This window comes from Lacrimispora xylanisolvens, from assembly GCF_002934545.1.
GTDB lineage: Bacteria > Bacillota > Clostridia > Lachnospirales > Lachnospiraceae > Lacrimispora > Lacrimispora xylanisolvens.
Genome location: NZ_PTJA01000002.1, coordinates 127788 through 140564, shown reverse-complemented (window position 1 = coordinate 140564; position 12777 = coordinate 127788). Strand labels below are relative to the sequence as shown.

Here is a 12777-nt window from a genome sequence, read left to right as displayed (position 1 = left end):
TTTTAGAAAGGAGCATGGAATGAAGTTTCCGCCCTTGACGCTGGGATGGTTTCTATATGAAACACCAATTGATAACCTTGAATTAATCGGCAGGGAAGAAGACCTTCAAAAGCCGATTAGCGGAATCAGTGTGCTCGATAATCCCGATGGTGTAAGATGGATTAAGAAACATGAGATTATTCTGACAACCGGATATATATTCTACAATGATGTGGAGCTGCAAAAGCAGGTCATTGCCGATCTCCATGCCATTGAATGCACTGCTTTCTGTATAAAAGTAAAACGCTTTTTTGATCAGATACCGGAATCGCTGATCAAAGAGGCTGAAAAATATGGGGTTCCGCTGGTCTCCGTCCCTTATTATCATGTCTACTCCAATATCATCAGTGTAATCAATCAAAACTTAATTGACCAGAAAATTTCCCTGCAGCAGTTTATTCTCCGGGAAACAGAAAAATTTCACCAGCTCTATTTTAACAAAGAAGGAATTATGAAAATGCTGGAAGAAATATCCCATTATACCAATTCCATTGTTATGATCACCACTATCTCTGATTTTCCGCTGTATTACTATATTCCTCTAAGACAACAGGAGGAATTTAACAAAATAAATAAGCTTCATGCCCAGCCTCTTCATACCGTATCCCCCCAGGGCACAGAAAAAGATCCATCCGGAAGCCGAACATTTTATTTCAATAATACGCTTCTTTCCTTTCAGACTTTTCTGCTTCCTGACAACAGACATTATTTGTGCATTGACCACACAAAAACGGATATAGATGAGACAACCACAGTTATTTTAAAACAGATTTTTTCCGTAATCGCTTTGGAACTGTCCTCCATGCAGGTTCAGAACAGGACATTTTCACAAAAAAATTATTTTGATTCTTTCTTTTATATGCTTACCGATAAAAAGAAAAAATCCGTGGAAGAGATTCAGCTGATCTGTGATTCCTATTCATTTCCTTATCAGTTAAAAAGAGTCTGCGTCACACTGGAATGTCTGGATAAAGAAAACAGATTGTTCCGCAGTATGTACAATTTAATCAATCATGAGATGATTCGTCTTGATTATAAATACTTTTTGTGTAACCACGAAAACCGTATTGTTATATTTTTTCTGTATTCAAAACAAATTCCCAATAGCAGAGCACTTTTTCTTGCTAACCAGGCAGTTTCCCAGCTAATGGAAGCGCTGAACGACTATTACTCCTTCTTCAGACTTGGAATCAGCCGGTGTCATATATCCTGCTCTTCCATTGCAAAAGCATATGAAGAAAGCCTGCAGGCATTACATCTGCAGACTCAATTTACAGAAACATCTAAAGTTAACTCCTATTCCGCCCAGTACGCCTACCATATTCTGACACAGCTTAGTTCCTATGAATTAAATAAGATTTACGGGGATACGGTAAAGGAGCTTGTATCCTATGATCAGGAAAATAAAAGTGAGCTTCTTCTCACCCTTAAAACATATCTGGAAAGCTCCATGAATTTAACCGATACAGCCCAGAAACTATTTATACACAGAAATACTCTGACCTCACGTCTGACATTGGCGAAAAAGCTGCTTTGCTGTGAACTGTCTGCTGTTGAGGATATCCTGCGCCTCTACCTTGGAATCTGTGCCTTCGAGCTGATTCAGAATATGTAGCATCAGGCATCATCATCGCACTCATTGCCTGTTCCCAGCGTCTGAAAGTGATCCATGCTGCCGTAAAGATACTGAATCCGCTCATATTCTGCCACATCGTAAAAGCTGCACTCTCCGCGGCCATAAGCTTTTGCTACCTCCAGCATAAATCTGGCAGTTTCTTCACAGTCCGTGATATGTGTGGCTCCGGTTGCACAGCCTGCCACAGGAGCCTCCGTCGTAACGGCAACTCCGATTACCGGTGCTTTTGTGGCAGTTGCCGGCTGAAGAATGCTGTTCAGGTGATAAAGGCCGTTTCCATAAGGAGTAATATCCTGTTGAGACAGGGCATATACAAAGGGCTGCTTTCCGGTGGTCATCTGCATCAGATCAAGAATGCTTTCTGATACCTTCAGGATATATCCATCCTTAACTGTGGGTGAGATGGCGAAGCCTCTGGTATTGATGATCCGGTTGCCTTTTGTGGTGTCCACAGATAATATGGCATCCAGTTCTTCTGTCACCTCTTCCCGGTTAACCTGTGCCATGTTTACAGGAGAATCCATGAAAGGCACCGGATGATGCTCTCTGGTGGGTGCATCCGGACAAACGTGGGTGGAAATAAAGACATCCCCGTCCAGATGATCCCCTTTGTTTTGCATATCTAAAATTTTTGCTGCCAGAGAGATTGCAATCAACGCGCCGTCTCCGTCTGATACAAAGCCGATCCGCTCCGGTCTTGCACCCAGACCTCCAAGTCTTCCAAGCAATCCAATGGTAGGGGCATCCATGCCTTTGCTTTTCCCTTTTATTCCCGGAATTCTCACTTTGACCATATCGGTTTTTCCTTTTGGCCCTTCCAGAGTATAAACTTCCACATCAGCATCACTGCGTATGCCTTTTAAATAGCTTTCCACCTGTTTTCCACTGGCATAACTGCTGTCAAGCAGATCATATACCTCGATCAATTGTTTCATCAGCATGATAAATCCTCCATGTTCTTTACTTAATTTCCATCAAATCACAAATAGCTGCCACATAGATTTTAGCTGCTGTGACCACATCCTCGATCTGGACTGTTTCATTATAAGAGTGGATACCGACTGTATTAGAAGGGCCAAACTGAATCGTCGGGATACCAAGCTTACGGTAATCCCTTGCATCGCTGGAGGCCCACTGGTATGCAGGAATCACTTCTTTTCCCAAAAGATGTTCTGCATTTTCTTTAAACGCCAGTACAATGGGTGCTTCATGGTCTGTAAAATTGGCATCACTCTTGTACTGAAGCTCATACTCCACACCCTCGACTCCACTGATTTCAAGAATCTGTTTTAAGGTTTCATCTATTTCTTCTTTGTTCACTCCGATGGGAAGCCTGACATCCACGGTCGCTTCGCAGTAGTCGGGAACCATATTGTGCCTGGTTCCTCCCTGAATCAGACCAACATTGGTGCTTACATGATCAATCACTCTGCCAAGTCCGGGAATGTGATTTTCTCTTTCCGCAAGCAGTTTGGAATCCATCAGCGGTTTTATCTGCCGCTCCGAAAAATGACCTTCTATCTTGGAAAGCAGAGAAACGTGGGAAAGAACTTTTGAAAGCTTTAATATGGCATTTTCTCCTTTAAAGTCCCCAAGGCTTCCATGAGCGGATTTTCCATAGGATTTTATCTTTAGAAGCAGACCGCCCTTCTGCCCGATTTCTATGGTATTCATGGATGTGGGCTCAGCCACCAGACATGCATCGGCATGCTCTCCATAACCGTTGGCACAAAGCCACTGGGTTCCAAACTGTCCTCCGCTTTCCTCATCGGAAACAATGTGAAGACGGATATTGCCATGTAAGGGAACCTGTTTTCCTGCAAAAAGAGAGAGGGCGAATAAAACACCTGCTACCCCCGCCTTCATATCCGAGGTTCCTCTTCCCAGTATCTGGGTGTCTGTTATCTCACCGGAAAAAGGATTAAAATCCCACTGGCTTAAATCCCCTGCCGGAACTACATCCACGTGGCCATTTATAATCAGGGAAAATCCCATGTCTGTTCCGTAGCCTGCCACTACACAGGGATAATCCGGATTACAGCCTGTTTCCTTATATTCAATACCGGCATCTTTTAAAAATGCTTCCACAAAATCAACCACATCTCTCTGTGTGCCGATTGGATTTTCACTTTTTATCTGAATCAGCTGTGATACCAGCGTAATCAGTTCATCACGATGATCCTCCACATACTGTACCAGCTCTTTTTTTGTCATATTATTTTCCTCCCTGCGCGATCCTGTTTTCATATAAAAAGCAGGCTACCTGATGTCCGGCTTCTCCATACTGCAAAAGCGACGGAACTTCTTTTTTACAGCGTTCCATACACTCTGGACACCGTCCGGCGAGAGGACAGCCTTCCCGGTCTCCGATGGGGCTTGATATCTCTCCCTCCAGTGTGATCCGCTCCTTATTTTCCTCCGGACTTTCCGGCGGAATGGCGGATAGAAGAGCCTTTGTATAGGGATGAAGCGGATTTTTATAAATGTCTCCCCCATTGCACAGCTCCACAATCTGTCCCAGATACATGATTGCAATCCGGTCACTGACGTATTTCACCACACTTAAATCATGGGATATAAACACATAGGTAAGATGATATTTTTTCTGCAGACCCTTTAATAAATTGATTACCTGTGCCTGAATGGATACATCAAGCGCCGATACCGGCTCATCACAGACAACCACCTTAGGCTGAATGGAAATAGCTCTTGCCACATTTAAACGCTGTCTCTGTCCGCCTGAAAACTCGTGGGGATAGCGGTTCATATGCTGAATATCCAGACCTACCTGATGAAACAGCTCCAGTACCTTATTTTCCAGCTCCTGACGGCCCTTTACTGTTTTATGGACGATCATTGGCTCCGCTACGGAATCTGCCGCTGTATGTCTGGGGTCCAGGGATGAGTACGGATCCTGAAAAACCATCTGAATGTTTTTGCATAACTCAAACCGTTCTTTGGAAGATCTGTTTAAAATGCTCTTTCCTTCAAACAAGATATCTCCTCCAGTGGGTTTATGCAGTCCCACAAGGCATCTTCCAAGCGTTGACTTACCGCATCCCGATTCGCCGATAATTCCAAGAACTTCTCCTTCTCTGATATCCAGACTGATGTCCTTTAAGGCATGAAGAACCGATTTCTTTCCTTTCAGGCCTTTGCCCTTTACCTCAAAATCCTTGGACAGATTTTTTATCTGTAAAATGATTGAATTTTCATTCATGCCTGATCCACACCTCCCCGCACAAGACCGCCCTCCCCGCACTGCCTGTGACAGGCGACAAAATGTCCCGGTTCCAGTTCTTTTAATTCGGGCACCATGCTTTTGCAGATTTCACCTGCATAGGGACAACGACTGGAAAAATTACAGCAGGTTCCTGTCAGCCTTAGATCAGGCGGCGTTCCCTGAATGGTGGACAGCTCTTCTTCTGGTTCACTGCCAAGTTTTGGCATGGAATCAAGAAGCCCCCACGTGTATGGGTGCAGCGGATTGTGATACAGATCCCTGCATGTGGTGTATTCCACTGTTTTTCCGGCATACATCACCATAACGCTGTCACACATTTTCCAGACAACTCCCAGATTGTGGGTGATTAAAAGTATGGCGGTCTGATAGGTCTTTCGCATTTCTTTTAATAAGTCCAGCACCTGAGCCTGAATGGTAACATCAAGGGCAGTGGTGGGCTCATCGGCAATAATCATCTTGGGACTGCTTAAAATAGACATTGCAATGATCACACGCTGGCACATGCCGCCTGACAGTTCATAAGGATAGGAATCAAGACGCCGTCTGGCATCCGTTATGCCAACTTTCACCAATGCCTCTTCTGCCATAAGACAGGCAGTCTTCCGGTCTACTTTCTGCTGGGTCCGGATTAATTCTGTCATCTGGTGTCCGATTTTAAAAACGGGAGATAAGGATGTCATGGGATTTTGGAATATCATGGAAACATCCTTACCCCGGAAAGACAGAAGCTCTTTCTTATTAAGAGCCAGGACATCTGTCCCGTCAAAATCAATGCTGCCGCTTACAATTTTTCCAGTATCTGACGGCAGAAGACGGATAATTGAGGAGGAAGTGACACTTTTTCCAGATCCTGATTCGCCCACAATTCCCATAATCTCTCCCCGGTTAATCTGAAAACTCACTCCGTCTACCGCCTTGCTGATACCGCCTGAAGTATAAAAATAAGTTTTTAAATCCTTAACAGTTAATAATGCCTCACTCACAGCATTCCCTCCTTTCTTCAAAGCTTCTCTTCACCTTCTCCATCTCCTCAGGAGATGCCAGAAGGTCCAGAGCGGTAAGAGCAAGTGCCTTCGCCCCTGTTAATACAGCCTTCTTTCCGTCTTCACTTCTGCATGCCTCCTCAAACTCCCTGGTATGTCCGCGCAGTTCTGGCACCACCTTAACGTATGACTGGAGTGCAGGAATTACATGAGTGATATTTCCTACATCAGTGCAGCCGATTCCCAGCTCTTTTCTTCTTGGCATTACCACTTCTCCAAGTTGTGTAAAGTTCTTTTCAAGCAATGCTTCCAATCCGGGATTATTGCGGATATCCTCGTATGTATATCCTGCCTGTTCATACTCAAAGGTAGTCCTTGTCAGCCGTGCAATGGATTCTCCGGCTTCCAGAAATTCCTTTAATATTTTTTCTTTCAATTTCTGGTCAAAAGACCTGACCGTAAACTTTGCCTGAGTAACTTCCGGTATGGTGACTGGTTCCCTGCCGCCATCCGTTATCACTCCCAGAATCGTCCCTCTGCCATTCCAGGACAGCCTCTGTCCATTTATATACTGGAACAGCAAAAGCAAAGGTTCCAGTGCACTGACCCCCTCCTCCGGCCAGGTTGCTCCATGGGCCTTTTTCCCATGGAAAGTGACTATGATGTCGGTTACAGAATAGGAGATATCATTGACCACAGTCTCGTTTGCAGAGTGTATAATCATGGCTGCATCCAGTTCCCGAAAGGCACCCCGTTCAAGCATAATCACTTTTCCGCCTCCGCCTTCTTCTGCGGGGGTTCCGTATACCGTTATGGTTCCGCCTAACTGATCAATAACTGACTTAACCCCGGCCCCTGCTCCCACGGCCATGGCTGCCATTAGATTATGCCCGCAGGAATGCCCCATGCCGGGAACCGCATCATATTCAGCGAGGAAGCCGATATGAGGACCAGGCTTTCCACTTTCATACCGTCCGCAAAATGCCGTATCAAGACCGCAGATTCTCCGTTCCACTTGAAAACCAAAGGTCTCAAGCAGTTCACTTACCGCTTTGCTGGAGGCGTATTCATAGAAATTATATTCCGGATTGTTCCACAGATAGAGAGCCAGTTCCCAAAGCTGATCCGATCTTTCTTCAATCGTCTGTACTGCCACTGATTTTATTTTGTTAATATCCATACATTTCCCTACTTTTTCATCTTAGGATCCAGCACATCACGAATCCCGTCACCAAGAAGATTAAAACCAATTACCGTTATGAGGATAAATACACCGGAAACAGCCGCAATATGAGGCGCTGTATTCAGAGAATTTCTCCCTGCCCTCAGAATGCTTCCCCAGGAAGCTGTGGGCAGATCGATTCCAAGCCCCAGAAAGCTTAAGGCTGATTCCGAAATAATGGCACTGGCTATATTTAAAGTCGCATAAACAATCACTTCCGAAATGGTATTGGGTAGAATATGGCGGAACAGCATGCGCAGGTGAGAGATTCCGATTACTCTGCCTGCATTACAGTACTCTTCCCGCTTCACCACCAGCACCTGACCTCTTACCACTCTTGCAAACCTTGGAATTTCAGCAATTCCGATGGCAAGAATTACATTGATCATTCCAGAGCCCAGTACAGTCATAAGCACAATGGAAAGCAGTATAAAGGGAAATGCCAGAACTCCATCCATAATCCGCATCACTACCGCATCCACAATCCCCCCCATATAACCGGAGAGAAGTCCCAAAAGAACGCCTGCAATGCCTCCCACGATTGTGGCTCCCGCAGCAACTAAAAGGGAAACTCTTGCTCCATAGCAGATTCTGGTAAATAAGTCTCTTCCAAATTCATCGGTTCCAAATATATGGCCTTTTTCAAAAAAAGTCAGATAAGCATCAATCGGGTGGATTTCGTTTGGTTTCCCGTCAGTTATAAATGGTGCAAACACTGCAATGGCAATCATAAAGCAAACAGCTGCAAGTCCCAGCACCGCTGTCTTATTCCGTTTCAGCTTATTCCATGCGTTATTTGCTTTTCTTTCTTTTCTCAGAATCTCTTCCTGGGACTGCTGGTCCAGTAAAAGCACCTTTGCCATTTAAAAACCTCCTTCATAGCTGACATTTGGATTGATGATCATATATACCACATCCACAAGCATGTTAATAATTACAAATGCCAATGCAATCACCAGAACCGCTCCCTGTATCAGGGCATAATCTCTGTTGTCAATTGCCCCTACGATCAGGGTTCCCATGCCAGGCCAGGCAAAAATAGTCTCGGTAAGAATCGCACCTGCAAAACAGCCTGCCAGCTGCAGTCCCAAAACTGTGACTACAGGCGGAAGTGCGCTTTTTAATGCATATTTCCAGATTACAACCGATTCCTTAATTCCCCTTGCTCTGAGAGCCCGGATGGAATCGCCATGAATGGATTCCAGAATACTGGAACGGGTGATTCTGGAAAATGTTGCAGTCGGAATGGTTGCCAGACAAAAGCATGGCAGTACCATATGGCGGATCACATCTCCGATCCCTTGTGAAATACTTCCCATCCCCAGCACAGGCAGCCAGCCTAAATGAACGCTGAAAACCAGCACCAGCATCAGACCCAGCCAGAAAATAGGCATGGAAACTCCCACCAGAGCCAGCACCATGAACAGATAATCGACGAAGGTTCCCTGCCGGACTGCCGAAGTCACACCAATTAACAGACCTGCAAGCAGCGCGATCAATACCGACGGAAGTGCTAAAAGCAAAGTATTTGGAATCCTCTTTGCAATCAGCCCGAGAACCGGCTGATTGTAAGAATAGGAGACTCCGAAGTCTCCCTTTGCAATCTGGATCATATAATCTTTATACTGACTGGCAAGAGGCTGATCAAGCCCCATGGTTTCACGCATTTTCTGTACATCCTCTACGGATGCCTGAGGACCTAAAACCGCTCTTGCCGGGTCACCGGGAATCATTCTGGTAAGGATAAACGTCAGCGTGACGACTACAAAGAGAGATGGAAGGATCTGCAGACATCGGATTAATATTGTTTTAAACATAGATCTCCTCTCGTTTTTTGAAACAGGGGATATTGCCTGCGCAATATCCCTCATCCCAGCTTCTTATTTTGATAACCATACATTGATATCAGGGGTACAGATTTTCACTTTTCCATCTGCTCTCTGTGTGAGACCCTGAACATTGGAACTTACGCCCCAGTTTACATTTTCATTGGCATAAAAGATTCCCGGATACTGTTTTACAATAACAGCAAGGGCTTTCTTATACAGTTCTGCACGCTTTGTCTGATCTGTTGTAAGAAGGGCATCATTAAGATACTGATCTACCTCTTTATTTTCAAATCCCTGACCGTTTCCGAGAGATCCGATGGAGCTGGAGTGGAACAGTTTGTTTAAGAAGAAGTAAGGATCCGGATACCAGGTCCAGGACATTGCGAACACATCAGCTTTGCCGGATGCCGCAATTTCACTGAAGGTTCCCCATTCACTGGTGTTGATGTTTACGTTGATATTTAAATTCTGCTTTAAATAAGCCTGAAACAGGGTTGCCATCTTGATTCTGGCTTCCGTGTTGGAGATATAAATATTTAAATCAAAACCATCCGGGTATCCTGCCTCAGCCAAAAGCTTTTTTGCTCCTTCCGGATCATAGGCCAGCTTTTCTGACTCAAGGCTGGAATCATATCCCCAGGAACCAGGAGGCAGCGGAAGGCTGGCTGGTTTTGCCTCATTATACTGATATACTCCGGCAGTCAGTTCATCCACATTGACTGCTTTAATTATTGCCTGTCTCACTTTTATGTCTGCCGTAGGACCACTTTTCTGGTTGAAATAGATGTATGCAACATGAAGTCCCGGTGTCTCCATCAGTTTCACTGACTGATCTTCTCTTGCAATCTTGACTGCTTCTCCGCTTAAGCTGGTAGCCAGGTTGATTTCTCCGGTTCTCAGAGCATTCACTGCCTGATTTCCATCACTGACCGGCTTAAAGGTAACCCCATCCAGATAAGGTTTTGCGGCCCAGTATTTGTCGTTGCGTTTTAATACTGCCTGCTGATCCAGTTCAAAGGACTCCAGCGCAAATGGGCCGGTTCCCACAAGGTGAGTTCCGAAATCATCTCCCCAGCCTTCCACTTCTTCTTTAGGAACAATTACATTTCCTGCATCAGTCAGTGCTGTTAAGAATACGGCATTAGGCTCTGCCAGATAACATACCAGTTCTGTATCACTGACCACCTCACAGTGATCAAGCATGTCCAGACGATTCATGGCGGAAAGCTGATTGGAACGTTCCAGAGAATACTTCACATCTTCTGCCGTCATCTTTCTTCCTTCCTGAAATTTGCCAGGCTGGAAATATACATCATCCCGAAGTGTAAACGTATAAGCCAGTCCATCCTCACTGACCTTCCACGATTTAGCCAGACCAGGCTGGATTTCTGTCAATTCTGTATTGTACTCTACAAGCGTATCGCAGACGGTTCCAATGATCTGAGATTCGTAAGTCCCCGTATATTTTACAGGATCCAGGTTCTTAGGGGAGGATGAAAGGGAGATGGTTAAAACGCCTCCGGATACCGGTTCCCCAGGTGTCTTCTCTTCTTTTGCCGTCTCTTGTGCTGTGCTGGCCTGCTCCGTCGCTGCTGCTGTCGAGGCTGGTTTATCAGAGCCGCATGCACTTAGGACAGCAGTAGCTGCCAAGGCGGCAAATGCTGCTAAGATTCTCTTTTTCATAATTCTTCCTCTTTTCTTTATATTTTAATAAAACGACAGCCAAAGAGGACATAGTCGCCTTTAACTATCGTTTATTATGCCAGTATAAAATAAATCCCAGACTTAAGAATGTTCTCTCAGCCATTCCATCGCAGTTCCCGCATAGACGGCTGCCATTTTATGTAAACTTTTCTCATCAAATGTAACTCTCGGATCATGAACACCGTAGGGGTATCCTTCTTCCTCTGACCCGGTACCTACCCAATAGAGGACCGAAGGAACCAGCTGGGACACAACGGAAAAATCTTCTGAACCTGTCATACGGGGAAGTTCATAGCAGGAATCTTCTCCTAAAATACGGTTAATGTATCCGGTGGTTTCCTGCAGAAGAATGGTATCATTTTTCATAGGCGGAACCCCTTCGTGAAGAAACTCCACTGTGGCTTCTGCCCGAAATGCGTCAGCCGTCTGCTTTGCGATCTGAACCAGACGATTCTTTGCAAAACTTCTGACTTCCGGATTCATAGTACGAATCGTCCCCTTCATCACTGCTGTCTCAGGAAATATATTGGAAGCGGTTCCTCCATGTATTTCACAGATACTAAGCACCAGCATCTCATCCGGGTGAACCTCTCTGCTGTTTACTCCCTGCAGAGCCATATGTATATGCACCGCTGCATTGATGGGATCCACACAGTTGTGAGGTGCTGCTCCATGACCGCCCTTTCCTTTCACAGTTATGGTAAATATATCACTGGAAGCACAGGCCGTCGTCCATGAATATCCTACAGTACCTGCTTTCCCATGCAGTACATGAAGGGCCATAGCTGCGTCCGGGTGAGGATTTTCAAGCACTCCCGCTCTTACCATGTCAAGTGCACCTGCTACGCCTTCTTCACAGGGCTGAAACATCAGTTTTACAGTTCCCTGTAATTCTTCTTCTCTTTCTTTTAAGATCCGGGCCGCCACAAGGAGAGCGCTAGTATGGATGTCATGTCCGCAGGCGTGCATACAATTGTTCTCAGATGCAAACTCCAGACCGGTCTCTTCTTTCATCGGAAGAGCATCCATATCTGCCCGGAGTAAAAAAGTCCTGCCTGGTTTTCCAGCGGTAACAGTGATTCCGGCTTTTCCGCAGCGAACCGGCGCATACCCCAAAGAAGCCAGTTCCCGCTCTACAAGCTCTAATGTCTTTGGAAGTTCAAAACCAAGTTCAGGATTCTTATGAATCTGCCGTCTCATGGCAATCCCATATGACTCCAATTCCTTTGCTCTGAATAAGATATCACTCATAATAAGAATCCTCCCGACTTATAATTATAAATTATTATGAATATACTATCAGGCGGATTCTTCTTTGTAAATAGCTGCGTGCACAGTCATTTCTGCACAAATTAAGCAGTGTGCACAAGAATCAGGAGATTTTACAATTCAATGGTCAGTTAATTCCGAAATCATACGCGCAAGCAGTGTCCTGGGAAGAATTACCGGTTTTTTTGTTTCTTTTGCAAACACCTTTTTCATTTCCTGACTGTATCCAATACAGTCCAGTACAATCACATCTGCACTTAACCCCTTTATCTTCTCTGCCGCTTTTAAAATTTCCTTCCACTCTCCATATGGAGAAGCAGAAATAACGTTTACATTCGCAACAATCTGTGACCATTTGTCCAGACTCTGTTTTAACTGTTCAGGGGATGGGGTTACTACAATAATAGATGAATTTGGGGAAAACAGCGGTACCATTCGGTCCAGAATATCGCAGGGATAAATCAGGGGAACCCGGGATCTTAACGTATCCGGAAACTTGCCGGTGCAAAACATCATGATAAGTTCTGCTCCTTCTGCCTCCAGTTCGTTAATAGCTGTCTGAAGTCTGGGAAGAATAAAGTGTTCTGCAAATGTTACGGAAGAACCATCATTTAATCTGGATACCAGCACGTAATCGCCTTTCTCCGGCTTAAATTTCCGGATCTCCTCCTTTGTCAGCCCGTCTAATCCTCCTTTTTCACGAAGTTCTGCCTTTCCCTCAAAAATACTCATAATATCAGCTGTAACATCTGTTCTGGGACTCTGCCCCACTGTAATCGCACCAATCTTCATCTTATTTCTCCTCTCGTCAAAAAGCATGTGTTCTATGCACTATTATCGTATTAATATAC

Annotated in this window: 11 protein-coding genes; 1 reads left to right on the top strand and 10 read right to left on the bottom strand. The window is 45.0% G+C overall.

From position 1 onward, the window contains the following. Positions 1-19: 19 nt before the first annotated feature. Positions 20-1654, top strand: coding sequence for a PucR family transcriptional regulator (locus tag BXY41_RS03970; protein WP_170072204.1), 1635 nt, complete (start codon positions 20-22; stop codon positions 1652-1654). Between the two features lie 2 nt (positions 1655-1656). Here the strand turns inward: BXY41_RS03970 and BXY41_RS03965 are convergent, their stop codons facing one another. The 10 genes from BXY41_RS03965 to BXY41_RS03920 form a co-directional block, all read right to left on the bottom strand. Further along, positions 1657-2616: a DUF1177 domain-containing protein gene (locus BXY41_RS03965; RefSeq protein WP_104434904.1), complete on the bottom strand. Its 960-nt coding sequence runs from the start codon at positions 2614-2616 to the stop codon at positions 1657-1659. Between the two features lie 19 nt (positions 2617-2635). Further along, positions 2636-3889, bottom strand: a complete 1254-nt coding sequence (locus BXY41_RS03960; protein WP_104434902.1) for a M20 family metallopeptidase — start codon at positions 3887-3889, stop codon at positions 2636-2638. Between the two features lies 1 nt (position 3890). Further along, positions 3891-4895, bottom strand: a complete 1005-nt coding sequence (locus BXY41_RS03955) for an ABC transporter ATP-binding protein (RefSeq protein ID WP_104434900.1) — start codon at positions 4893-4895, stop codon at positions 3891-3893. Then, positions 4892-5902 carry an ABC transporter ATP-binding protein gene (locus tag BXY41_RS03950; protein ID WP_104434898.1) on the bottom strand — a complete coding sequence of 337 codons (1011 nt, stop codon included), beginning with the start codon at positions 5900-5902 and terminating at the stop codon, positions 4892-4894. Before BXY41_RS03950 ends, BXY41_RS03955 begins: the two co-directional genes overlap by 4 nt. Next, a complete protein-coding gene (locus BXY41_RS03945) occupies positions 5895-7082 on the bottom strand; it encodes a M20 family metallopeptidase (protein WP_104434896.1) in 1188 nt (395 codons plus the stop codon). The genes BXY41_RS03950 and BXY41_RS03945 overlap by 8 nt, the downstream gene beginning before the upstream one ends. 8 nt (positions 7083-7090) lie before the next feature. Further along, positions 7091-7987, bottom strand: coding sequence for an ABC transporter permease (locus BXY41_RS03940; RefSeq protein WP_104434894.1), 897 nt, complete (start codon positions 7985-7987; stop codon positions 7091-7093). Continuing rightward, entirely contained in the window at positions 7988-8941 is a 954-nt protein-coding gene (locus tag BXY41_RS03935; protein ID WP_104434892.1) for an ABC transporter permease, read from the bottom strand. It abuts the gene before it with no gap. Between the two features lie 63 nt (positions 8942-9004). After that, on the bottom strand, positions 9005-10636 hold the full coding sequence (locus BXY41_RS03930; RefSeq protein ID WP_104434890.1) for an ABC transporter substrate-binding protein: 1632 nt from the start codon (positions 10634-10636) through the stop codon (positions 9005-9007). Positions 10637-10738: 102 nt separating this feature from the next. After that, positions 10739-11908, bottom strand: coding sequence for a M20 metallopeptidase family protein (locus tag BXY41_RS03925; protein ID WP_104434888.1), 1170 nt, complete (start codon positions 11906-11908; stop codon positions 10739-10741). Positions 11909-12046: 138 nt separating this feature from the next. Next, positions 12047-12718, bottom strand: coding sequence for an AroM family protein (locus tag BXY41_RS03920; RefSeq protein WP_104434886.1), 672 nt, complete (start codon positions 12716-12718; stop codon positions 12047-12049). Between the last annotated feature and the right edge of the window lie 59 nt (positions 12719-12777).